General features: G+C 43.0%; 27 protein-coding genes and 2 riboswitches. Of the genes, 23 read left to right on the top strand and 4 right to left on the bottom strand.

All coding sequences use genetic code 11. The features are described from left to right. Nucleotides 1–4 precede the first annotated feature (4 nt). From R7Q39_RS14180 to R7Q39_RS14145, 8 genes are all read left to right on the top strand, one after another. Nucleotides 5–643 carry an HD domain-containing protein gene (locus R7Q39_RS14180; protein WP_318076391.1) on the top strand — a complete coding sequence of 213 codons (639 nt, stop codon included), beginning with the start codon at nucleotides 5–7 and terminating at the stop codon, nucleotides 641–643. Further along, nucleotides 644–1402 carry a helix-turn-helix domain-containing protein gene (locus R7Q39_RS14175; RefSeq protein ID WP_047102733.1) on the top strand — a complete coding sequence of 253 codons (759 nt, stop codon included), beginning with the start codon at nucleotides 644–646 and terminating at the stop codon, nucleotides 1400–1402. It begins immediately after the preceding gene. Between the two features lie 146 nt (nucleotides 1403–1548). Beyond that, on the top strand, nucleotides 1549–3402 hold the full coding sequence (locus tag R7Q39_RS14170; RefSeq protein WP_318076390.1) for an MFS transporter: 1854 nt from the start codon (nucleotides 1549–1551) through the stop codon (nucleotides 3400–3402). Between the two features lie 117 nt (nucleotides 3403–3519). Next, complete coding sequence (locus R7Q39_RS14165) at nucleotides 3520–4137, top strand: hypothetical protein (RefSeq protein ID WP_005373653.1); 618 nt, start codon at nucleotides 3520–3522, stop codon at nucleotides 4135–4137. A gap of 104 nt (nucleotides 4138–4241) precedes the next feature. Continuing rightward, nucleotides 4242–4382: riboswitch (FMN riboswitch) on the top strand. A gap of 113 nt (nucleotides 4383–4495) precedes the next feature. After that, nucleotides 4496–5152: a 3,4-dihydroxy-2-butanone-4-phosphate synthase gene (gene ribB, locus R7Q39_RS14160; RefSeq protein WP_005373655.1), complete on the top strand. Its 657-nt coding sequence runs from the start codon at nucleotides 4496–4498 to the stop codon at nucleotides 5150–5152. 104 nt (nucleotides 5153–5256) lie between these two features. Beyond that, complete coding sequence (locus tag R7Q39_RS14155; RefSeq protein ID WP_005373657.1) at nucleotides 5257–5802, top strand: glutathione peroxidase; 546 nt, start codon at nucleotides 5257–5259, stop codon at nucleotides 5800–5802. A 10-nt stretch (nucleotides 5803–5812) separates the two neighbouring features. Next, a complete protein-coding gene (locus R7Q39_RS14150; RefSeq protein WP_005396352.1) occupies nucleotides 5813–6256 on the top strand; it encodes a DUF3429 domain-containing protein in 444 nt (147 codons plus the stop codon). 153 nt (nucleotides 6257–6409) lie between these two features. Further along, nucleotides 6410–6655 (top strand): hypothetical protein, encoded by a 246-nt coding sequence (locus R7Q39_RS14145; RefSeq protein WP_005373664.1) that lies wholly within the window; start codon nucleotides 6410–6412, stop codon nucleotides 6653–6655. A gap of 70 nt (nucleotides 6656–6725) precedes the next feature. On the opposite strand, the gene R7Q39_RS14140 is transcribed toward R7Q39_RS14145, so the two are convergent. After that, nucleotides 6726–7325 (bottom strand): thiol:disulfide interchange protein DsbA/DsbL, encoded by a 600-nt coding sequence (locus R7Q39_RS14140; RefSeq protein ID WP_005373667.1) that lies wholly within the window; start codon nucleotides 7323–7325, stop codon nucleotides 6726–6728. Nucleotides 7326–7408: 83 nt separating this feature from the next. Continuing rightward, entirely contained in the window at nucleotides 7409–7789 is a 381-nt protein-coding gene (locus R7Q39_RS14135; RefSeq protein ID WP_065275172.1) for a hypothetical protein, read from the bottom strand. Between the two features lie 278 nt (nucleotides 7790–8067). On the opposite strand from R7Q39_RS14135, the gene R7Q39_RS14130 reads away from it, so the two are divergent. The 10 genes from R7Q39_RS14130 (at nucleotide 8068) to R7Q39_RS14085 (ending at nucleotide 17099) form a co-directional block, all read left to right on the top strand. After that, nucleotides 8068–8364, top strand: coding sequence for an isoamylase early set domain-containing protein (locus R7Q39_RS14130; RefSeq protein ID WP_005373671.1), 297 nt, complete (start codon nucleotides 8068–8070; stop codon nucleotides 8362–8364). A 213-nt stretch (nucleotides 8365–8577) separates the two neighbouring features. Then, nucleotides 8578–9291, top strand: a complete 714-nt coding sequence (locus R7Q39_RS14125) for a response regulator (protein ID WP_005373673.1) — start codon at nucleotides 8578–8580, stop codon at nucleotides 9289–9291. After that, complete coding sequence (locus R7Q39_RS14120) at nucleotides 9291–10589, top strand: ATP-binding protein (protein ID WP_005373675.1); 1299 nt, start codon at nucleotides 9291–9293, stop codon at nucleotides 10587–10589. The genes R7Q39_RS14125 and R7Q39_RS14120 overlap by 1 nt, the downstream gene beginning before the upstream one ends. Before the next feature lie 119 nt (nucleotides 10590–10708). Then, on the top strand, nucleotides 10709–11101 hold the full coding sequence (locus R7Q39_RS14115) for a hypothetical protein (protein ID WP_005385575.1): 393 nt from the start codon (nucleotides 10709–10711) through the stop codon (nucleotides 11099–11101). A 127-nt stretch (nucleotides 11102–11228) separates the two neighbouring features. Then, nucleotides 11229–11585 (top strand): diacylglycerol kinase, encoded by a 357-nt coding sequence (locus R7Q39_RS14110; protein ID WP_017635149.1) that lies wholly within the window; start codon nucleotides 11229–11231, stop codon nucleotides 11583–11585. Between the two features lie 21 nt (nucleotides 11586–11606). Next, nucleotides 11607–13262 carry a phosphoethanolamine transferase gene (locus R7Q39_RS14105; protein ID WP_025767952.1) on the top strand — a complete coding sequence of 552 codons (1656 nt, stop codon included), beginning with the start codon at nucleotides 11607–11609 and terminating at the stop codon, nucleotides 13260–13262. A gap of 123 nt (nucleotides 13263–13385) precedes the next feature. Further along, on the top strand, nucleotides 13386–14318 hold the full coding sequence (locus tag R7Q39_RS14100; protein ID WP_318076389.1) for a Gfo/Idh/MocA family oxidoreductase: 933 nt from the start codon (nucleotides 13386–13388) through the stop codon (nucleotides 14316–14318). A gap of 218 nt (nucleotides 14319–14536) precedes the next feature. Then, nucleotides 14537–14968, top strand: coding sequence for a YccF domain-containing protein (locus tag R7Q39_RS14095; RefSeq protein ID WP_005373685.1), 432 nt, complete (start codon nucleotides 14537–14539; stop codon nucleotides 14966–14968). A gap of 686 nt (nucleotides 14969–15654) precedes the next feature. Then, a complete protein-coding gene (locus R7Q39_RS14090; RefSeq protein WP_017635147.1) occupies nucleotides 15655–15993 on the top strand; it encodes a hypothetical protein in 339 nt (112 codons plus the stop codon). Nucleotides 15994–16250: 257 nt separating this feature from the next. Continuing rightward, the gene (locus R7Q39_RS14085) at nucleotides 16251–17099 is read left to right on the top strand and encodes a patatin family protein (RefSeq protein WP_158173397.1); all 849 of its coding nucleotides are present in this window, start codon (nucleotides 16251–16253) and stop codon (nucleotides 17097–17099) included. Between the two features lie 142 nt (nucleotides 17100–17241). On the opposite strand, the gene R7Q39_RS14080 is transcribed toward R7Q39_RS14085, so the two are convergent. Continuing rightward, a complete protein-coding gene (locus R7Q39_RS14080; protein ID WP_170896905.1) occupies nucleotides 17242–18090 on the bottom strand; it encodes a pirin family protein in 849 nt (282 codons plus the stop codon). 401 nt (nucleotides 18091–18491) lie between these two features. On the opposite strand from R7Q39_RS14080, the gene R7Q39_RS14075 reads away from it, so the two are divergent. From R7Q39_RS14075 to R7Q39_RS14055, 5 genes are all read left to right on the top strand, one after another. After that, a complete protein-coding gene (locus R7Q39_RS14075; RefSeq protein WP_005373691.1) occupies nucleotides 18492–18701 on the top strand; it encodes a cold-shock protein in 210 nt (69 codons plus the stop codon). A gap of 240 nt (nucleotides 18702–18941) precedes the next feature. Then, a complete protein-coding gene (locus tag R7Q39_RS14070) occupies nucleotides 18942–19151 on the top strand; it encodes a hypothetical protein (RefSeq protein WP_005373692.1) in 210 nt (69 codons plus the stop codon). 50 nt (nucleotides 19152–19201) lie between these two features. Beyond that, a complete protein-coding gene (locus R7Q39_RS14065) occupies nucleotides 19202–19342 on the top strand; it encodes a PA3496 family putative envelope integrity protein (protein WP_017633782.1) in 141 nt (46 codons plus the stop codon). A gap of 237 nt (nucleotides 19343–19579) precedes the next feature. Next, nucleotides 19580–19679: riboswitch (purine riboswitch) on the top strand. Nucleotides 19680–19768: 89 nt separating this feature from the next. After that, the gene (locus R7Q39_RS14060; RefSeq protein WP_213968698.1) at nucleotides 19769–20785 is read left to right on the top strand and encodes an adenosine deaminase; all 1017 of its coding nucleotides are present in this window, start codon (nucleotides 19769–19771) and stop codon (nucleotides 20783–20785) included. Nucleotides 20786–20911: 126 nt separating this feature from the next. After that, nucleotides 20912–21385 carry a peroxiredoxin gene (locus R7Q39_RS14055; RefSeq protein ID WP_005373699.1) on the top strand — a complete coding sequence of 158 codons (474 nt, stop codon included), beginning with the start codon at nucleotides 20912–20914 and terminating at the stop codon, nucleotides 21383–21385. A 50-nt stretch (nucleotides 21386–21435) separates the two neighbouring features. On the opposite strand, the gene R7Q39_RS14050 is transcribed toward R7Q39_RS14055, so the two are convergent. After that, nucleotides 21436–21843, bottom strand: coding sequence for an SPOR domain-containing protein (locus tag R7Q39_RS14050; protein ID WP_005373701.1), 408 nt, complete (start codon nucleotides 21841–21843; stop codon nucleotides 21436–21438). Between the last annotated feature and the right edge of the window lie 338 nt (nucleotides 21844–22181).

Raw genomic sequence — 22181 nt, 5'->3', positions numbered from 1 at the left:
AACCATGACGTCATTAAGCCAGATAGAACCGCAATTTTTGGAATTTATGCAGCAAGAGATGCAAGTGGATGCAGCTCATGATCTTAAACACGTAAAACGCGTGGTCAAAACAGCGAAACAGCTCTGCAAAGAAGAAAGTGCAGACATCGCGATTGTATTACCGGCTGCCTATTTGCATGATTGCTTTACTTATCCGAAAGATCACCCAAATCGCAAAGAGAGCTCAATCATCGCAGCCAAAAAAGCGGTCGCATTTTTAGAGAGTATCGATTATCCGCAGCGATATCATGATGCCATTGCTCATGCGATAGAGGCACACAGCTTTAGCGCAAACATCAGGCCAAATACGTTGGAAGCCAAAATCGTCCAAGATGCCGACCGTCTGGACGCTTTAGGCGCAATTGGCGTGACGCGATGCATTCAAGTCAGCACTCAATTTAACGTGCAACTTTACAACGACAGCGATATATTTGCCGAAGAACGTGAACTTAACGATAAACAATTCACTCTGGATCACTTTAAGACCAAGTTATTCAAAATCGCTGAAACTATGAACACAGAGTCAGCAAGACGCGAAGCGCAAAAACGCAAAACCTTTATGCAAACGTACCTAGAGCAGTTACACGACGAGGTAACAGCGTAAATGTCAGAAAGCTATACGTTAATTAAAGAGCTTAAACGCCAACTAAAGTTAGCTGGGCTGCATTATGCCGATGTTGCACAACACCTTGATTTAAGTGAAGGAAGCGTCAAACGTTTACTCGCTGAAGGTCAACACATTAGTCTTGAACGCTTAGAACGCATTTGCCAATTGATTGGTTTAGAAATGGCGGAACTGTTTAAGCTTGCGGCTGCGCACAATAAAGGCCTAGAGTCGCTAACGTTAGAGCAAGAAAAGCAGTTGGTTAACGATAAAGCCCTGCTACTCGTGGCAATCTGTGTTGTAAATGGCTATCAGTTTGAACAAATCGTTCAGCAATACACCTTCAATGAGTTGGAACTGGTGCAAAAGCTTGCTCATTTGGATCGTCTGAACATCATCAACTTGCAGCCAAATAACAAAATTCGTTTGCGTATATCTCCGACATTTAAGTGGCAGATGGGCGGCCCTATTCAACGGTTCTTCCAACAGCAAGTTCAAGACGCCTTTTTCCAAAGCTACTTTTCTGGTGAAGATGAAAAGTTCTCCATGGCAACAGGATTGATGAGTGTACCAACCAACAAGAAGCTACAACAGAAGCTGCAAAAGGTCATCGATGAGTTTTATCAGGCTTGCCAAAGTGATAGCTCTCTCGATATGGACGAAAAACACGGCACCTCTCTGATTATTGCGATGCGTCGCTGGACGTTCCCTTTATTTGAACCATGGGAAAGAAAACTCACCAATAAGTCTCGCAATTAGTAACTCAATAAACAAATGGAAATAAAAGTAACGAATTTCGTTACTTTTGGTGGCATACAACGTCACTAGAAAGAGAAAGCTGGTTTAATCGTTCATTGAGCATAAAGTGCTCCCATCTCATTCGACTTTGTTTAATCGGGGCCCGTATGTTTTTCTCAAAACGCTTTTTTCCTTACTTTGTGACGCAATGCCTTGGCGCACTCAATGACAACATCTACAAAAACGTTCTGTTATTGATGGTGACATACAGCCAAATTGATAACCTACCAATATCTGTCAATCTATTCGTTAATTTGGCGGCAGGCTTATTCATCCTACCTTTCTTTCTATTCTCAGCGCATGCTGGTGCCGTCGCTGACAGCATGGACAAAGCCAAATTAATCCGACGTCTAAAGCTCATCGAACTAGCTATCATGTCTTGCGCAGCAACCGCTATTGCCACCCAAAGTGCCATGCTGATGCTGGTTCTGCTGTTTATGACAGGCACTCAATCGGCCTATTTTGGTCCCGTGAAATACGCCTTGTTACCACAAGCGCTCAAACCAAATGAGCTTGTTAAAGGAAATGCTTGGGTTGAAATGGGCACGTTTCTTTCGATTCTTATAGGTACGCTTAGCGCAGGCCTGCTGCTAGCCATTCCTAATGGTACCTTGATTGCTTCTTGTACCGTGATTGCCTTGTCTTTGCTTGGGTTCATGAGCAGCGTGAATATTCCAACGATGCCTAGCCAATCGAATGACAAAGCGAAATTTGAACCGATTTCTGGTTTAAAGAACACGTTAAAAGTGGCAAAAAAACAGAGAGGCATTTGGATGTCTATTCTAGCCATCAGTTGGTTCTGGTTCATGGGTGCGACTTACCTGACTCAATTCCCTAACTTCGCACGCGAACATTTGTTCGCAGATAGCACTGTCGTTTCTTTACTGTTGGCATTGTTTTCCATTGGTATCGCTAGTGGCTCTTGGTTGTGTGAAAAACTTTCTTTCAACCACGTTGAGCTTGGTATTTTGCCATTCGGTATCCTTGGTCTGACAGTCTTTGGCGTCGACTTGCTATGGGCAGTCCCAAGTTATCCATCACTTCCGGTGCACTTTTATGATGTGCAAAGCTTCGTTGCTGAATCAAAACATCTGCGCGTCATGATTGACCTGTTCCTTGTTGGTGTAAGCGGCGGTGTCTTTATTGTTCCTCTTTATGCGTTCATCCAATCGCGTTCAAACAAAGGGGAGTGTGCACGTGCCATTGCTGCTAACAACATCATGAATGCGTTGTTTATGGTGGTGTCTGCTTTGGTTTCGATCGTTGTACTCAGCGTACTAGAGCTTTCTATTGTGGAACTGTTTGCCATGATGGCAATAGGTAACTTCTTCGTGGCGATCTATGTCTATCGCCAAGTACCGGAATTTACACAACGCTTTATCAGTTATTTACTCAGCCATTGTATGTATCGTGTGTCCGTAAAGGGGCGCCAACATATTCCTGAACAAGGCGCTGCGTTAATCGTGGCTAACCATGTTAGCTATGTCGATGCATTGATTTTGATGGGAACCTCTACTCGCCCGGTTCGTTTTGTGATGGACAAGTCCATCAGCGAGCTACCTGTTCTTAAATATGTATTCCGTCATGCCGGTGTTATCCCGATCTGTTCTCCACGTAAGTGTGCCGACACTTACCGACGAGCATTTGAGCAGATTGAACAAGCACTTAACGACGGTGAGGTTGTCTGTATCTTCCCTGAGGGTCGTTTAACGTCTAACGGTCAATTGGGTGAGTTTCGCTCTGGTGTAGAGAAAATCCTCGAACGTAACCCTGTACCTGTCATCCCTATGGCGTTAAAAGGGCTTTGGGGTTCTTTTTTCAGCCACAAAGGCGGACATGCTCTCACAAAACGACCGACTCGTTTTTGGTCAAAAATGGATGTTGTTATCGGTGAAGTGTTAAGTCCTGCGTCTTTAAATCGTCATCAATTGCAACAACAAGTACAGGATTTACTGGGCTGAGTCGCTTGCTACAGCAGTCAAACTTTGCAGCAAAACGTAAATATGCACCACAAAGCACAAGTAGTTCTTTGTTAATTAGAGTAGGATATCTACGACGTCATAAATCTAGGAGGTATTATGAAAATCATCATCTTACATGGTCTTTATATGCATGGGCTGGTCATGCAGCCTCTTAGCCAAAAGCTGAGAAAACTCGGATACGAAACGCAAGTACTCAGCTATAACACTGTTGCTATCGATGAGTCTTCACTGTTTGATTCTATTGATCATTCGCTTAATCCACTGACCACAAACGTGCTCGTGGGACACAGCTTGGGAGGCTTGATGATTAAGCGCTATCTCGCCAACAGAAAACCGAGTACTAACTTAATCTCTCATGTTGTCGCTATCGGTTCGCCTCTTAAAGGCGCGTCCATTGTAGGTCGAATTCAAGATCTCGGATTGGGTGCAATTTTAGGCAATTCGCCACACCACGGATTAAACAAACATGATGACGCCTGGGATTTCCCTCAAAAACTCGGCAGTATCGCAGGAACGATGCCGATTGGCGCTCGCCCATTGTTGATCCGTAATGACAACACCATGTCGGACGGTACCGTTACCGTAGAAGAGACAAGACTGGACGGTATGCAAGATCATATCGAAGTGAAGCAAACGCATACGAGCCTGATTTACAACACCTTCGTGCCGCAGCAGATTGATCACTTTATTCGCACAGATTATTTCCGTCGATAGCACACTTTTCCATCATACAGATGGAATCGACTTTCCAAGCTATTCAGTTCGCAGTACTATCCTAGCTCCACTTCTTCACAACTTGGATGAAGTGGTACATTTTTAATTGTTCTCAGGGCGGGGCGAAATTCCCCACCGGCGGTATACTTTTTCAAGTGAGCCCGCGAGCGCTCGATTCGTCGAGGTCAGCAGATCTGGTGAGATGCCAGAGCCGACGGTTATAGTCCGGATGAAAGAGAATAAGAATACACCAGCATAGCGAGTCAGATCGCTAAGAATGCTGGTGCACTTCTTTTTGATCGTATTTTACGGCGATCTCTCATACCGCCCTGATTCTGGTGAAATTTAGGAGTTAACCATGAATCAGTCATCACTACTTGCCGAATTCGGCGACCCAATTACTCGCGTTGAAAACGCACTTATCGCTTTAAAAGAAGGCCGTGGCGTACTGCTTCTTGATGATGAAGATCGCGAAAACGAAGGCGATATCATTTATTCAGTCGAGCACCTCACTAACGAGCAAATGGCATTGATGATCCGCGAATGTAGCGGCATCGTTTGTTTGTGCTTAACAGATGCTCAAGCAGACAAACTGGAACTGCCTCCAATGGTGGTAAACAACAACAGCGCAAACCAAACCGCATTTACGGTTTCTATTGAAGCGAAAGTTGGTGTAACAACGGGTGTTTCAGCAGCAGACCGCGTAACGACCATTAAAACGGCGGCAAACCCGCACGCAAAACCGGAAGATCTTGCTCGCCCGGGTCACGTATTCCCTCTGCGCGCACGTCCAGGTGGTGTAATGACTCGCCGTGGTCACACAGAAGGTACGATTGATCTGATGCAAATGGCAGGGCTTCAACCCGCTGGCGTACTGTGTGAAGTGACCAATCCAGATGGCACGATGGCAAAGGCACCGGAGATCGTAGCATTCGGTCGCCTGCACAACATGCCGGTACTGACGATTGAAGACATGGTAATGTACCTGAACCAGTTCGAGTTGAAACTGGCATAGTCAGATCTCAGCTCTTGAAAAAGCCGCGCATTTGTGCGGCTTTTTTGATCGATCCTCTTTGCACTTAAGTAATTATACTTATTGAAAACAAGGGGAACAACACCATGAAAGGATTACTGAACTTCGCCGCTCTCGTTAGCTTTCTCTCCATGAATTCGCTTGCTCTTGCATCTGAGTGCCCTGATATTCTTCAAGGTAAGCAAAGGTTGTTAAACTCAACGGAAGAAGTCGATCTATGCGAAAGCTTTAAGGGAAAGACACTACTAATCGTCAATACAGCAAGCCAGTGCGGCTTCACTCCTCAGTTCGAACAGTTAGAAACCCTCTATCAAACTTACAAAGACCAAAACTTCACCGTTATCGGTTTCCCGAGCAATGACTTTCGACAAGATAGAGGAAGCGAAACAAACACAGCGAAAGTCTGTTATCTCGATTACGGGGTCACCTTTCCAATGATGGCTCGCTCTTCAGTATTAGGTGTAGATGCGAACCCAGTCTTCAACCAAATTACCAACCAAGCAGGCATAAAACCAAAATGGAACTTCTACAAGTTTCTAATTAGCTCTGAAGGTAAAGTTATTGCGACTTTTCCAAGCTCCACATCACCGACAAGTACTACGCTTACCAATATGATAGAGCAACAATTGTAAGGTGACGACCATGACAACACGCTCAACCATGCTACAACTCGGTTACTTAGGCCTGGTTCCATTTGTGTTTAGTTTAGGGCTGATTTTCACTGACATCTCACTCTTCAATTTAAGTGGTCAGCAATTTTTCATCGCATATAGCGCCGTTATATTAAGTTTTTTATCCGGCATCCTTTGGGGTAATGGCATTGAGCATTACTACCACCGCCTTAGCCGAAATATATTAATTCTCAGCAACCTTTTTGTCTTACTAGCTTGGGGCGCACTACTGCAGGGCCACAAACATTACGCAGTCGCAACCCTACTCTTAGCAATTGGGTACCTTGCTGTTTGGTATGCAGAAAAGCTCGTGAGGAAAGTCGAACAAGACGCCGAGCCCAAGGGATATCAAGGAATGAGGAGCAAACTGACCTTCGGCGTAATCGTAATGCACGGATTGGCCTTAGTTTCATAACCTGGTCTGTCCAGTACTAAGATCACAAAAAAAACGTCTTTTTATAAAACAATGTTCATTTCGTGAATGCACACATATTTTGAACACTGTTTTGTTTCATTTATGAATCAATCCACATATAAGTAATTCAAAGCATTCACAAAGGATATGAATATGTTTTTTCGCAAACTTTTGTTTAGCACTGCGATGATCAATGCAACGACAGGTTGCGTGTCTTACCAGGCACAACAAGCCGCCGCTCAAACAGTAAATAATACAGGTGCCGTGCTTACCAATGTGATTAAAACCACGATTGCTCAGCCATGTAATGTTGCAATCACTGCTGCTAGCTTGTTTTATCCGCATGCCATATTTATGACTAGTGTTCCGACTCAAGCATGTACAAGCGTTCTTAGATAATACGAGTGTGATAAGCATAAAAAATGGCGACTCTACCGTCGCCATTTTTAAGCATCAATGCTATTTACAGTTACAGCGTCAATAAGTAATTAACTAATTGATTGTACTCGTCGTAAGTACGAATTTCGTTGGCCAAAACAATGTATTTATTGTTCACAACCACACCCGGAACCCCTCTTAACGTGCTGGCAGAGAATTGCTTATCAAAACCTTTCTGCATTGAGTTTACGGCGAAACTGTTGTACGCCGCATCAAACTTCTTACCTTCTACGCCATTATCAACGAAGAGTTGTTTCAGCTCAGCTTCGTCTTTTGGCGCTTGTCGCTTTTGATGAATTTGGGCAAACATGGCAGGAATCATTGTATCTTCAACTCCTAGCGACACCATCGTCGCGTAGGACTTGGCCATCGGAATCGCCATATCTCCGCCCATGAACCCCACATGCACCTTTTCAAACTTTGCCTCTTTTGGCAGAGCAGGTTTTAAACGCTCAATAAGCGACTCAAACTTGTAGCAATGTGGGCAATAAAAAGAAAAGAATTCCGTCACAACAGGTTTCGATGCTTTCTTTACATCCAGAACTTTGTAGTGCTTCCCTTCTTCAAATTGCGCTGCATGAGCGGTAAAAGTCAGTAAAAGTGCACTACATAAGGCAAGTAGTTTTTTCATTGTTTATTTCCTTGTGGCATTCAAATGCCAAATCATTTCATTTGGTAAAAAGGGGTAAACCCCAAGTAATTTGAGATGAGGAATTAAACAATCGGAGGACGATAAAGCTTGGTGATCACTGTCACTACTTTTTCGACTAGAGGCCTACCAACCAAGGCAAGGCTATAAGGAAGAAGCAGTAAGTCGTTTTGAGATAAGTTGGCGGGAATTTTGACCATGCAGGAAGAGCTACAACTCGTGTGAGATTGTTGTGCCTTATTGATGGCTGACTCATCGTGATGTGATTCTACGCAGTCGTCATTGACGCCAAGTTGTTTGTGCAGAGCAGCCTGTTGAACAATAAGATCGCGTACTTCAATTGTTTTCATCGGAGCGGAAGCCTGCGCCACAGGAGCGACACTACTCAAAAGCATAGCAACTAAGCAAACTATCGCAGTCAACAATGTACGGTTCAACTTCAACATAGCTACATCAAGGAAAATGGTGATTTAAGATAATACATAATAACGGTTTGACTTCAAGATACGGACTCTCGGCTCGCTAACAAACTCTGTTCTTTGACCATTTTAGGCTAGTGAATTTTCTCTCTAACGATCCCTCAGTACACGAAACCAGCACAACGAACTATTCACCGTTCGGATACTCCCCTCATCAGATACCAGCAACAATTCGATAAAACTTGAAATCATTATGAAACACGAGTAATAGTTAGAACAGTTTTTGTACGAACAAGGAAAGATCAATGCTTAAAAAGAGATTCTTTAAGACAAAAGATGAAGTCGAAGTCACGTTCGAGCTAGATAAAGATCAGTGGGACTCTGTCCAAATTGCTGGAGACTTCAACAACTGGCAACCAGAACCGATGAAATTAGTGAAGAAAAGTCGTCAGTTTAAATTTAAAACCCGCTTACCTAAAGCGCAGAATGTTCAGTTCCGTTACTTGCTCGATGACGCAAAGTGGGAAAATGATCCACAAGCTGATGCTTACGTTCCAAATGCATTTGGCAGCGATAACAGCGTCGTATGTACCACCGAATAAGCGGTAATTTCGCTTTAAGATTCCATACCTAGGCGCAAACGTTGCGCCTTTTTACATCTCTCGAAATGTGATTGGTGATTAGATTTAAATCATTAATTGGCAATTTTATCCAGTTAACTCATCCGATAACCTTATTATGAGAAAGCTTTATTTGAAATAATTCGTAAATTTGTTTAAGTTCCATTGATATTAAATATTGTATACATCACTTAAATGAACGCACAACAAATCAAACCATCTCTAATCATTGTGGAAGACGATCCCAAATTACAAACTATGTTGGGAGAGTATTTTGTTGAACAAGGTTTTCAGGTCAAATGTATCGACAATGGGACGGACGCACCCAATGCGATTATTGACACACAACCAGACGTGGTGCTGTTAGATTTGATGCTACCCGGGCAAGATGGTCTGAGTGTATGTCGTCAAATCCGAGAATGCTACAAAGGCAAAGTGTTGATGCTGACAGCAAGTGATGATGACTTCGATCATGTCGCCGCATTAGAAATAGGCGCAGATGACTTTGTTACTAAACCCATCAAACCTCGCGTATTGCTGGCTCGTATTCGCATGCTATTAAGAAGAAAAGAGGCGGCGCCTACCGAGTCCGAAAACGGCCTACAAATTGGTGTTCTGTGTTTAAACCGATTGCGTAAATCGTGCGTAATGAACCAAGAAGAAATTGCGCTGACAGACGGCGAGTTCGATTTGTTGTGGGTTCTTGCAACGCATGCTGAAAAAACACTATCACGCGAGTGGCTGACCAAAACACTGCGTGGTATTGAATACGATGGAACAGACCGCACCATTGATAATCGCATAGTGACACTGAGAAAGAAGCTAGGCGATGCTTCTTGCTCACCACAAAAAATCATTACCGTTCGCGGCAAAGGCTACCTATTTATGCCTGATGCATGGAATGAATAATGAGACGGATTTATCTGGAAAGCTTTGTTGGCCTTATCATTCTGTTTATGGCTAGCTTGTGGGGATACGAGTTCTTAGTTTATGAGATCAACACAGATTATGACTACCTATTACAAGAGCATGAGGGGCAAGCTTTTCACGATCTGATCTACCCTATCTATAAAGAACACGGATTAGAATATACTCAACAACAGTTGGAACAATTTGCCACATCAAGCCATCGTTTGTTGGTGCCTCATACGCTTGAAGAGCTTCCAACAGACATCAAAAAGGCGTTTGAAAGTGATACCTCCGTTAACGTCGCTTACGATGAAGAAAGGGATATCTGGTTCCGCCTAGATGCGAGCACGCCTATCTTTAAAATGAGCGATAATCCGAATAGTCCTGTGGTTAAAGCAGCCAACTTTGATGACAATATCGTTTGGTTGTTCTTTTTAGCTGGATTTGCTCTGTATTGCATATTGTTGATCTGGTTCTTAAGCCGTCGGATTCGAGAGCTAGAGAGAGTGACCGTTGAGTTTGCCTCAGGTAACTTCAAGGCTCGAGCTAGTACCTCAAGCGCTAAGTCTGTTGGGACGTTAAACAAAAGCTTTAACACGATGGCCGATAAAGTATCTCGCTTGATCACTAGCAATAAAATGCTAACTAACGCCGTTGCACATGAATTGCGTACCCCAATCTTCCGCTTACAATGGCAAGCAGATTTGTTATCGGATTCAACCTTAACTGAACAACAGAAAAAGTATGTTTACAGTATCGTCGAAGACATTGACGAGATGGAAGAAATGGTTGAAGAATTGCTTTACTACGCAAAGATGGAGCGTCCTGACACAGCATTACAAACTCAAGAAGAAGTCGTCCTATTCAACTTAGTCAAAGAGTTACGACAGAGATGGCAAAAAGAGACTACGCTCGCTATCTCGCTTCAAGAAGTAAACTCAGAAAACGTTCTTGCGTTTGCTGACCCAAAATTGTTAAAGCGAGCCTTAGATAACTTGCTGCGCAATGCAATGCGGTACGCAGATAAGCAGATTTTAGTAGAGATAAAACACGATCAGCACCGCTGCTTCATCAATGTTCATGATGATGGCATAGGTATTGAAGAAAAGCATTGGCCTCATCTATTCGAACCATTTTACAGCGCGGATGAATCTCGCAACAAAAAGACGAGCGGGTTTGGGCTCGGTTTGGCGATTGTCAGACAGATAATGGAGCTTCAACGTGGAGAAGTTTCGATTTGCCATAGCCCACTTGGAGGAGCTTGCTTCACACTTAGCCTCAAAAAATCAGACAGTTAACTTAACCTTCCTACCCCGTTTACAGAAGACGACACTTCAATACACTCAAGCGACAGAGCCCAACAATAAAACAGTGTACATTTAATCCATAAGATTCACACACTAAATGGATAGTACTCATGTATAAATCTTTTATCCTGATTATGGCGCTTACTTCTACGCTTACAGCTTGCGCCTACAACCAAAAACCTGTCGTCGACATGACCAATGTTGACCCTAGTACATATGAACAAGACTTTCTTTACTGCCAAGGCTATGCAGAAAATGTCGACAAATCAGAGGCAGCGAAATCTGAAGCCACTAATGGGGCAGTTACAGGCGCATTGATCGGCGCAGCTGCTGGTGCGCTAGAAGACGGATTAGGTGGAGCGGCTGTCGGTGCTGCTGCCGGCGGAGCTGTAGGAGCTGGAGCTGGTGCTTTGAGTGGAACAAATGATTCAACCAAAACCCAATCTCTCGTATTGCGTAAATGTCTCCAGCACAAAGGCTATACCGTCTACGATCTTGATTAAATAAGCACTTTTCTTAAATTATCGCGCGATGGATTCTATTCACAAATGTTTCACGCTGTAACGATTAATCTCGTCACCTCTCTGGGATATGTGTTCCATCCCAATGCTTAAATAGTAAGGTCATATTTTGAAGCCAGGTAAAACAGGTATACGCCGTGTCATGGATGCGACCGGCTATTCATTTCAAGGATTGAAAGCCGCATGGACACACGAAGCCGCTTTTAGACAAGAATTGATTCTCGCCTTGGTACTTTCCGTCTGTGCTTTTTTCCTTCCTGTCACCACATACGAAAGAGTGCTGATGATCAGTAGCCTGTTCTTGGTATTGATCGTCGAACTCATTAATTCCGCCGTAGAAGCGGTTGTCGACCGTGTTAGCGATGACTGGCACGAGCTCAGTGGTAGAGCCAAAGATATTGGCTCAGCAGCAGTATTTGTTGCGTTAACTCTTGCCCTTTTTATTTGGGCTTCGTTCTTGCTCTAATTTTTATTCAAGACACTCATTATGAAGACACATGATTTACAACAGAGAGGTATCTCTTACGTTACCTTTACTTTCCTGTTGGCGCTGTATTTCGCTCTCGTCGTAAATATCCCTATTTATAAAGAACTGATCGGCATCTTTACACACTTAGATAATGTCAAGATTGGATTTATTATCACAATACCAATTTTCTTTCTTGCCGCGCTCAATTTCCTTTTTAATTTATTTAGTTGGCCTTGGATCGGCAAGCCGTTCTTTATAATTTTAATCATTGTTTCAAGTATGGTGAGCTACGCAAGCTATAACTATGGCACACTTTTCGATTCTGGAATGATTGCCAATATTGTTGAAACCGATTCGAGCGAGGCGAGTTCTTACCTGAGTGCTCACTCTGTAATTTGGACGCTGATTATGGGAGTTATCCCAGCGATCATTGTCTTTAAGGTCAAGCTGCAATCTCAACGTCACCAATTACTGTACTTCTCTGTTACCAAATTAGTATCGATGCTGTCGTCGCTAGCTGTCATCGCCGTCATTGCCAGCGTGTACTATCAAGACTACGCATCTGTAGGGCGCAACAATAGCCACCTAAAAAAAATCATCATACCCACCCAGTTCGTTTACAGCGCGACCGGGTATGTGAAGGAGAAATATTTCACCACGCCAGAGCCATATCGAGAAATCGGCACAGATGCAAAGCAGTCAGATAGCGCCGTACAGCAAGCACAGCGCAAACCTACACTACTGGTTTTTGTCGTAGGAGAAACCGCTCGAACGCAGAACTACCAACTCAATGGCTATACACGAGAGACAAATCCTTATACTAGTAAATTGGATGTTATCTCATTTCAAGACGTCGCATCTTGTGGCACCGCGACTGCTGTATCTGTGCCTTGTATGTTTTCACAGCTCACGCGAAACGAGTTTGAACGCACCAAAGCGGATAACCAGGACAATGCTCTCGATATAATGCTGCGCGCTGGGGTTGACCTCATTTGGAAAGAAAATGACGGTGGGGATAAAGAAGTAGCCCACAAGATCAAGAAAATTGAAGTGGATCGAAAGCAAGTAAGCCCTATGTGTAATGGCCAAACTTGTTACGACATGGCGCTATTAGATCATTTTGATCAGGAAGTCGCGGATATGCACGGTAACCGAGTGGTCGCCATGCACCTTATAGGAAGCCACGGTCCGACCTATTTTCAGCGTTACCCAAGAGACAACGCCTTCTTTAAACCAGACTGTCCACGTGCAGATATCGAAAACTGTAGCATCGAGCAAATAGTGAACACATATGACAATACAATACGCTACACCGATCTTGTATTGGCAGAAACCATCAAAAAACTTAAAGCGTTAGAGTCTGAGTATAATACCGCGCTAATTTACATATCGGATCACGGTGAGTCACTAGGCGAAAACGGATTGTTCTTACATGGTATGCCTTATGGCCTTGCACCAGATTTCCAAAAACGCGTTCCTTTGATTATGTGGCTGTCTTCGGGCTTTAAACAAGCGAAGCAGATCAATACCGACTGTTTGTATAAACAAGCACAGAATGCAGGCCAATACTCACATGATAACGTGTTCCACTCTTTATTAGGCATTATGGATGTACAAACTCAAGCCTACGATAGCAAGTTAGATATATTCAAAGCCTGCCGAGCCGTTTCCTAAATCATTCAATAAAGCCTGGCTCAAAGTGTGAATCAGGCTTTTTCTAACAAGGTATTTAAACTAATCGCCGCGCCAAGCGTTATACTGACAGTCCGCGATCCATACATCGAGATAAGGACTAGGATGAAAATTGGTATTATTGGTCTAGGGGATATCGCTCAGAAAGCATACCTTCCTGTTATCACTCAGCTTCCAAATATCGAACTTGTATTTTGTACCCGCAACCCAAACACACTTGAGAGCCTGGCTAAGCAGTATCGAATCTCAGAGATCTGCCAAGACTACCAGCAACTTCTGCACTTTGGCATCGATGCCGTCATGATTCATGCGGCAACAAGCGTACACCCTCAAATAGCGGCATTTTTTCTGCAGCATGGAATTCCAACCTTTGTCGACAAACCATTAGCGAACAGTGCTGATGACGTCGAAAAGCTGTACGATATTGCCGAAAAAGAGAGACAGCCACTCTATGTGGGCTTTAACCGTCGTCACATTCCACTTTACAACCAACATACGCCACAAGTGCAGCAAGGCAACATATCTGACTTAAAGTCGCTACGCTGGGAAAAGAACCGTCACCAACTACCGGGGGATGTTCGTACCTTTATATTTGATGATTTTATTCACCCATTAGACAGCGTTAACGTCACAGCCAAAGCCGATCTAAAAGATGCTTATGTAACTCATCAACTTGAAGGTGGTCAGTTGGCGCGTTTAGATATTCAGTGGCAACATGGAGATACTTTGCTCCACGCATCGATGAATCGCCACTTCGGTATCACTACAGAGCGCGTTCAAGCTTGTTATGCAAACAAGGCAGTTGAGTTCGACTCCTTCGTTGAAGGCAAACTATGGCAAGCTAACCAAGAGCAAAAAATCAATTTGAAAGACTGGACGCCAATGCTGACGAGTAAAGGTTTCCATTCGATGTTGCTCGATTGGTTTGGCGTCGTTGAGTCTGGAAATATTGCTGATGAAGTAGTAACACGCAACGTTGCCAGCCATCGATTGGCAGAGCAAATTTGTCAATATCTCGAGAAAGTTGTCTCTAGATAATGCGATTCTTGGCTATATGCTTGATTGAGTATTACGCTCTATACTAAAAAGACTTGCCTTAGGGAAGGCATTCATTCTCTGTTAAGACTACGGCGATTATTCTATCAATCAGGTCAATGAGGGCACGAAAGCACACATCGACAAAACAGACGGTTTAGATTTGTTTTACGCTGCTCTCACGTATCTGAATCATCACATTCAAGAATAAAGGAAATAGAATGAGAACACTTGGTAACATCATTTGGTTTGTATTTGGTGGCGTATTTATGGGGTTGCTATGGTGGTTTTTTGGTATTTTGGCCTTTATTAGCATCATCGGAATACCTTGGGGGCGTGCGTGTATCGTTATGGGTAATTTTTCCTTTTTCCCATTCGGTAAAGAGGCCATCTCACGCGATGAATTGACCAATGAAATGGACATTGGCACGAGTCCGCTCGGCGTTATTGGTAACGTCCTTTGGTTTGTGTTTGCAGGCCTTTGGTTAGCTATCGGTCACGTACTTTCTGCAGCAGCATGCTTTGTCACCATAATCGGCATTCCGTTTGCGCTCCAACACCTCAAACTAGCGGTTATTTCACTCGCACCAATTGGTAAAACGGTTGTATCGTCTGAAGAAGCTGCAATGGCTCGATATAACATCAATCGTTAGCGATCGGCTAATGCACTTTCTATCCTCTGGGCAGTCATGCTCAGAGGGTAACGCCCGTCAAAAGTAAGCCTATAATCGCTATCGCATATTCAATAATGGCTGATTGTATATTCATACCGTCACCTTTACGTTGAAGTTTATCCTAGCTCAGCACTGCTTTACTTTTATAATTAATACGCCCAATCGAGTTCAAGATGCTAGACTCATAGCGTCGTCACTGACTCAAACTCCAAGAACGACGTAACGAAAAAGCGAGCTATCCTATGCTCGAAATATGGGTTCTTTCCCCCTCGAAGTAGAGTTCAACAACAAAAAGACGAACTATAATCATAGCCAAGATTAATGCTTTTCGACCTAAAATATCTCACATCAATCAAAGAAAGCTTCTAAGATTTTCTCTTTTTGAGTAAATATAGACAGTTACAGTAGCGAAATTCTTCTCGGTAAAACTCCCCACTCAATCTCATGATCAGTTTTTTTAAAAAACAACAAAAATTCGTTGTTATCTAGAGTAATTATTTTATTTGTCGCAGAGCAATTCCATCAATATCATTTGCGACATCGGAGTGCTAGAGCATTGAACTTTTTAGCATTTATCACAGGTATAGAACGTAAAAAACCTTTTATTACTTATTTTTCTTTTTACATATGTTCTAACTCAACGTCTATTCAGACAGGAATATACCGTGGATAAATATCAAGCAGCTTATGCTAAGCGTCTAGAGAAACTAAATGGGGATCCATCTCCTAAAACGATAGCCCGCCTTTCGGCTTGGGATGCGTTTTTTAACAAGGAGTACGAGCTCCAAGACTTGGAATACCAGCTATCGGACGCTGCGCACCAGCACTATGAACAGTCGCATGCGAAGAGCGACATTAGCTTCAAAGAATTCAAACGAGCGTTCTATAATGAATCCATCAAAATTTACAATTTAACTGATGGCGCTTCTATCCAGAAAGTATTCACCCCATTACTTTTGCTTACAACGCTCTGGATAGTGTTTGTATGCCTATTTAACAAGTGATCATCAAACTATTCCAACAACGATCAGTATGGGACTACAGGTATGGCTCTATGTAAGGGGGCTAATTCGCTCAGTCTCCTTCACTAAATTAGCGACTCAATTACCCGCAATTCCATAGGCTAAAAGTGACAAGGGCATCCGTTGATGCCCTTTTTATTCAAAGGAACGCAACCTAGACCTTTGGCCCACTTGGGTATAAAACCATTATGCGTTAAGCTGCACGCTATTATCCGATTGATAAAGAGTGGAGCGAAGTGATGGAAAAAGTAGGCTCTCGAGCATTGATTGTCGAAGGTGGAGCCATGCGAGGCGTATTTTCATGCGGCATACTCGATCATTTTCTTGCTAGCGAGTTCTCTCCATTTGATAGCTTTTGGGGAGTGTCTGCGGGTGCTAGCAACTTGGCTGCCTACTTAGCTAAAATGCCCGGACGTAACTTAAAAATCTACCTCGATTACAGCTTAAGAAAAGAATTTATCTCTCCATCTCAACTTCTACGTGGTGGTGATATGATGAACTTAGACTGGATGTGGAATGTCACCCTCGAAGAACTTGGCATCGATAAATCTGCGCTCAAAGCTGATTCACGACCTTTCTTTTTAGGCGTGACGCGTCAAGACAATGGGCAAGCGGAGTACCACCTTCCTGATGTCGACGACTTGGCAGAAACAATGAAAGCCAGCAGCGCACTGCCTGTACTTTACCGAAATGGCGTATCACTGAACGGAATTCAATACGTTGATGGTGGCGTCTCAGACGCACTTCCTGTTGCAGAAGCAATAAATCGAGGAGCCAAAAAGATTATGGTTTTACGCAGTCAGCCCGCAAGCTATCAAAAGCCAAGAGGAAGATTCAGCGCCCTAACTAAGAGGATGTTGAAAGAAACGCCCGGATTAATTGAACCGATGTTGACACGTGAAGTTCGCTACAATCAGACCTTAGCGCTGATCAACAACCCTCCACCTGGTATCGAAATCATTCAAGTGTGTCCTCCTGAAACATTCAAGTTGAAACGGCTGAGTCGATCGCCAGCGCCACTGCGTCATGCTTATGAGTTAGGAATTGAAGCAGGAAAGGAAGCCATCATACGATGGAGTCATAAGTAGAAAAAAGCCACGTGGATTAAACGTGGCTAACGCAAATTCGATGGCAGTGGATTATCGTATTTGCTTCTGGTCGAGCCCAATATCCAGGCTCAAAACTGTTTTAATTTGCTCGCTAACTGAAAAAGCGAGTAGGCTGTCAAAACTAGTAAGTTTCAAACAACCCAGAGTTGTAGTCTTGGATGGCTTGTTCTATCTCTTCCATGCTATTCATGACAAAAGGGCCATAATGCACCACGGGTTCATTAATTGGCTCACCAATAAAGATCAGTGCACCACTCTCTTTTTCGGCCTGCAATTCAACCCATTCACCTTTCGATAAAATAGCCATTTCGCCTTGATTGATCTCACGACCTTTTAATTGAATACGACCTTTATAGATATAGAGCATCATGTTGTTGTCTTGCTCCGTGTTCAAATTCAAAGCTTGACCACCCATTGCTCTCCAATCGGCTACCGTGGCGACAACACCTGTCTCTGTTAGCGGCCCCTGAATTCGTTCGTTGTTTATAGTCATATGACCCGCAATCAAACGTACAACCCCCGTATTCGGAGTATCAAACTCAGTGATCGTTTCAGGTTGAAAGTCATGATATTGAGCTGGCTGCATCTTATTTTTCGCGGGCTGGTTAATCCAAATTTGGAAACCATGCAATTCGCCTTCCTTCATAATAGGCATTTCGCTATGGATGACGCCTCTTCCTGCCGCCATCCACTGTGCACCACCGGAACGAAGCTCACCAACATTATCCATATGATCACGATGCTGGAAATGACCTTTCAACATATAAGTAAGCGTCTCAATACCGCGGTGCGGATGCGGAGGGAAACCGCCGATATAGTCAGCGCGGTCTTCTGATTTGAGTTCATCCATCATCAAAAATGGAGAAAAGCTAGCATGATTGAAACCCGCTACACGGCGAATTTTCACTCCATCACCATCAGCAGTAGGTTGCGCAGGAATAAGCTGACGAATTTCTCTGAATGTACTCATACTAGTTCTCCTAGTTTATCTTTGTGACCGCTTGCAAATCGCATGTTCAATCTATGGCTATCGATAAGGTTCTATTTTAGGTTGATGAGCTAAAATTATGAGCCATACTATTCGTTCTACTTATTCAACTTTTTCGAACAATACAATTTATCGAGTTAATAATGAGCACATTTAATTTATCTAAAATAAATGTAGCTATTTTCTAAACAAGGTGTATAGTGTGCCTTGGCTCTTAGAAGAGAGCTGTTAATGCAACATTTAGTTTAAGTTTCCTCTCAGTAAAATCTTGAATCCCCAATTCAGACACCTGCGTACAACTTCCTCTTGATTGAACATTCAATAGCTTAGAAAAGATCCACAAAACAAATCATAATTTTAATGTTTAATTCAAAGGTATTTTTATGTCTAAAGTAACTGGTTCAGTAAAATGGTTTAACGAAACTAAAGGCTTCGGTTTTCTATCTCAAGACAACGGCGGCCAAGATGTATTCGTACACTTTAACGCTATCGTTTCTGACGGTTTCAAAACACTGACTGAAGGTCAGAAAGTAAGCTTCAATGTAGAGCAAGGTAAAAAAGGTCCTCAAGCGACGGAAGTAACTCCTCTATAAGACTGCTTTTCTTGGTGTAGCATGCCCATGCTGCACCAAACCTCTCTCCTTCAAAAATATTCTTTCATCAATCACTCAGCCTAATTTTAGGCATTGCTTTGTGCTATCTAAAATAAACTGAATAGTACTGCTTAATTTATTATTTATAGGAAAAATCATGTCCTCAAAAAGAACTGGCCGTCAAAGGCATTGGTATCAATTACTTAACAAAGAGAAAATCACTAAAAAACAGGAGAATAAATGTTAGAAATTGAATTTAATTTAGAACAACCTCAAACCTCTTGGAACGCTAAAATACATCAATTAAATGGTGATATTTTACGAAGGCACGTATTACCGAAACTTCTTTCTCATAGCTTCATGATCGATTTTGAATATTGTGAGAAAACGCAATCTGGAACTATTCTCTGTGATTCAGGTTCAAAGTTAGGAAGTTTTACTGTTAACTGATTCAGTTTTCATGCATTAATGGATAATGCAACTAATTTGGAAGGTATCCAATGGCTAGAAAAAGTAAGAAGCAGTCAGAAAAAGACAAAAAAGAGTCTGAACAAAACGCGGCGGCGGTAAAGCAGAAAACTCGACGCCGCATAGAAGACATTATGGAACAAAGAGAATTTGATAAGTTATTCGATCTATAAATGCTCTCTAGTGCTTTCTCTGCCTTTATCGTTGTGCAAGGTACCGCCACCTACCTTTGCTCAAACGAATCTCCACTCTTTTAGACTACTCTTCTAATTACACGTGCCTCTCACACACGCAAAAACAACTGGCTCCTCTATACTCAAGTGACTTGCAAATAGTCGTTTCGCTCACAGGAAACCCCGTGACTAATGACAGTTAGGTTATTTGCGTATAGCCAAAGCGATATTTTTGCGTATAATCCCTCTCGTTTGCTTCGTATAACCCCAATGATATGGTTTGGGGGTCTCTACCAGTTCCCGCAAAGTGCTGATTACGAAGAGTTGAGATCATCGTGGGTCTTACTCTTTGTGATAGCGTTCGATTTATTTCTATCTATACCTATTCTTAGAGTAACTGCATCCACAATACACACAAGGTGGAATATGAACGCATTTATTCAAGGTCTTCCAAAAGTAGAGCTGCACTTACATATCGAAGGTTCACTTGAGCCGGAACTCTTATTCAAATTAGCAAAACGAAACGGCATCGAGATCCCTTACTCTTCTCCGAGTGAACTACGCAGCGCATATCAGTTCACAGACTTACAATCATTTCTCGACCTCTATTACCAAGGAGCGGGAGTTCTGCGTACTGAGCAAGATTTTTACGATCTCACTTGGGAATACTTACTGCACTGTAAAGAAGACAACGTTATTCATACCGAAATCTTTTTTGACCCTCAAACACACACAGGACGCGGCATAGACTTTGACACTGTTATCAATGGAATCGCTCGTGCGCTAAAAGATGGTCACGAAAAACTTGGCATTACCTCGCAAATTATTGCGTGTTTTCTCCGTCACCTTTCAGAAGAGAGCGCCATAGAGACCCTACAGGCTATTCTGAAACACCGTGATAAGATCATTGGTGTTGGGCTAGATTCTTCAGAACAAGGTCATCCGCCAGCTAAATTCAAGCGCGTATTTAAACAAGCAGTAGAAGAAGGCTTACTTACCGTTGCTCACGCAGGTGAAGAAGGCCCCGCACAAAATATTAGCGATGCAATTGAAATGCTTTACGTGAGCCGTGTGGATCACGGTGTTCGCTGTGTTGATGATGAAGCATTAGTTGAATCCTTAATCGAAAGCCAAATGCCACTGACAGTGTGTCCGTTATCGAATCTTAAGCTATGTGTATTCGACGATATGAAAGATCACAATATTGTGGATTTGCTACGAAAAGGTGTCGCCGTAACGATTAACTCAGACGATCCTGTGTACTTTGGTGGCTACATGACGGATAACTTTCTGGCCGTCAACAACGCACATCCAATGAGTAAGAGTGAACTTGCCCAATTTACAATGAACGCGATTGATGCCAGCTTTATCGATAACGAGTTAAAGGCGAAATATCGTCACCTTGTTAGCCAATACGTAAACCAGCACGAAGCGTTGCAATAAAGGCATCAGTGCCACTCCTTAGGTCAAACGCGTAGGTATTAAAACCCTACAAAAACTCTGTGGTTAACCGCATTTATAAACGCTAGACTGAGAAAGCTAAACTAGCACACAAAAAGGAATAGAATCATGATTCAACAAGGCCAAGCTCTACCAGTTGCAACTCTAAGTGAGTTGACTGCCGATGGTATGGTGAACCACGACGTTACAGAACTGTTTGCGAACAAGAAAGTCGTACTCTTTGCTGTACCTGGCGCATTCACCCCTACCTGTTCAGAAGCTCATCTACCAGGCTATGTGGTATTAGCTGATGAGCTAAAGGCAAAAGGTGTTGATTTAATTGCTTGCGTTTCTGTAAACGATGCATTTGTGATGCAAGCGTGGGGCGAAGCTCAAAACGCTTCTGAGATTCTGATGTTGGGTGATGGCGACGCTAGCTTTACTAAAGCATTAGGTCTTGAAATGGATACAGGCGGCTTTGGTGGTATTCGCTCACAACGTTACGCGATGATCATTGAAAACGGCACAGTGACTAAGCTTAACGTTGAAGAGCCAAAAGAGTTTGAAGCAAGCAAAGCAGAAACGATTTTAGCGGCGCTTTAAGCTTACTCCTAAATACAAAAACGGAAGCCATCGCTTCCGTTTTTTGTTGGCTAACGCATTCTCACAACACTCGTTTGTTGCTTACGCTGCATTTCCGCAAAAGTCAGCACAAACGGGGATGACTGCTTTACACGGCTTGGTAATGAAGAAAGCGCATTGTAGGCATCCTGTTTCGTTTTAAAATCACCAACAGTTACCGTATACCAACGCGTGCCTCGGCTGTTTTTCCAGTTAACCCAAACCGGATGCTTAGGATCGATATAGCGAATATAATCTTTCACATCTTTTTCTTGCTTTAGCGCGAGTACCTGCATTGTGTAATGGTTTGGGTTTAAATAACCATATGCATCCTGAGAGGTCATGACTCCAACACATTGGCCGCTATCGACCTCCTGCTGGTAAGGCATAGCGCAGCCCATGAGCGATAAAATCAATGTCAAAGATAAAATCTTGTGCACGTGTCACTCCATTCTTGTTCTAGTTTCTTTTCTCTCGCACCCAAAAACACAAAACGCTCTTGGTCAGGTAAAAACACCCCCTTACAAGAAGGCCTGCGTTTTAACGCAACGAGTATTCCAAAAACGTAAGGCGACCACGTTGGTCGCCTTAGTAAATTGATTTAATAGAACATTAACAAGATAGAGTGATATAGACAGAAGTTCGCTACTGTTTAGAACCAGCTAGCGACCAATTGTTTAAACCAGTCTAAAATTCGCTTGAGTAAATTACCACCTTCTAAAGAAGGTGGCTTTGTGTGAGCCCCCTAAAAGGGGGCCTTTGTTTAGTCCAGCGCCAA

Origin of the sequence: Vibrio sp. 947, from assembly GCF_033339115.1 — a bacterium.
GTDB lineage: Bacteria > Pseudomonadota > Gammaproteobacteria > Enterobacterales > Vibrionaceae > Vibrio > Vibrio alginolyticus.
This window is presented reverse-complemented; position numbering and strand designations above follow the sequence as displayed.

Coding starts and splice junctions, on each gene's coding strand:
- R7Q39_RS14180 (WP_318076391.1), top strand. CDS start 5: ATGACGTCATTAAGCCAGATAGAACCGCAATTTTTGGAATTTATGCAG.
- R7Q39_RS14175 (WP_047102733.1), top strand. CDS start 644: ATGTCAGAAAGCTATACGTTAATTAAAGAGCTTAAACGCCAACTAAAG.
- R7Q39_RS14170 (WP_318076390.1), top strand. CDS start 1,549: ATGTTTTTCTCAAAACGCTTTTTTCCTTACTTTGTGACGCAATGCCTT.
- R7Q39_RS14165 (WP_005373653.1), top strand. CDS start 3,520: ATGAAAATCATCATCTTACATGGTCTTTATATGCATGGGCTGGTCATG.
- ribB (WP_005373655.1), top strand. CDS start 4,496: ATGAATCAGTCATCACTACTTGCCGAATTCGGCGACCCAATTACTCGC.
- R7Q39_RS14155 (WP_005373657.1), top strand. CDS start 5,257: ATGAAAGGATTACTGAACTTCGCCGCTCTCGTTAGCTTTCTCTCCATG.
- R7Q39_RS14150 (WP_005396352.1), top strand. CDS start 5,813: ATGACAACACGCTCAACCATGCTACAACTCGGTTACTTAGGCCTGGTT.
- R7Q39_RS14145 (WP_005373664.1), top strand. CDS start 6,410: ATGTTTTTTCGCAAACTTTTGTTTAGCACTGCGATGATCAATGCAACG.
- R7Q39_RS14140 (WP_005373667.1), bottom strand. CDS start 7,325: ATGAAAAAACTACTTGCCTTATGTAGTGCACTTTTACTGACTTTTACC.
- R7Q39_RS14135 (WP_065275172.1), bottom strand. CDS start 7,789: ATGTTGAAGTTGAACCGTACATTGTTGACTGCGATAGTTTGCTTAGTT.
- R7Q39_RS14130 (WP_005373671.1), top strand. CDS start 8,068: ATGCTTAAAAAGAGATTCTTTAAGACAAAAGATGAAGTCGAAGTCACG.
- R7Q39_RS14125 (WP_005373673.1), top strand. CDS start 8,578: ATGAACGCACAACAAATCAAACCATCTCTAATCATTGTGGAAGACGAT.
- R7Q39_RS14120 (WP_005373675.1), top strand. CDS start 9,291: ATGAGACGGATTTATCTGGAAAGCTTTGTTGGCCTTATCATTCTGTTT.
- R7Q39_RS14115 (WP_005385575.1), top strand. CDS start 10,709: ATGTATAAATCTTTTATCCTGATTATGGCGCTTACTTCTACGCTTACA.
- R7Q39_RS14105 (WP_025767952.1), top strand. CDS start 11,607: ATGAAGACACATGATTTACAACAGAGAGGTATCTCTTACGTTACCTTT.
- R7Q39_RS14100 (WP_318076389.1), top strand. CDS start 13,386: ATGAAAATTGGTATTATTGGTCTAGGGGATATCGCTCAGAAAGCATAC.
- R7Q39_RS14095 (WP_005373685.1), top strand. CDS start 14,537: ATGAGAACACTTGGTAACATCATTTGGTTTGTATTTGGTGGCGTATTT.
- R7Q39_RS14085 (WP_158173397.1), top strand. CDS start 16,251: ATGGAAAAAGTAGGCTCTCGAGCATTGATTGTCGAAGGTGGAGCCATG.
- R7Q39_RS14080 (WP_170896905.1), bottom strand. CDS start 18,090: ATGAGTACATTCAGAGAAATTCGTCAGCTTATTCCTGCGCAACCTACT.
- R7Q39_RS14075 (WP_005373691.1), top strand. CDS start 18,492: ATGTCTAAAGTAACTGGTTCAGTAAAATGGTTTAACGAAACTAAAGGC.
- R7Q39_RS14070 (WP_005373692.1), top strand. CDS start 18,942: ATGTTAGAAATTGAATTTAATTTAGAACAACCTCAAACCTCTTGGAAC.
- R7Q39_RS14065 (WP_017633782.1), top strand. CDS start 19,202: ATGGCTAGAAAAAGTAAGAAGCAGTCAGAAAAAGACAAAAAAGAGTCT.
- R7Q39_RS14060 (WP_213968698.1), top strand. CDS start 19,769: ATGAACGCATTTATTCAAGGTCTTCCAAAAGTAGAGCTGCACTTACAT.
- R7Q39_RS14055 (WP_005373699.1), top strand. CDS start 20,912: ATGATTCAACAAGGCCAAGCTCTACCAGTTGCAACTCTAAGTGAGTTG.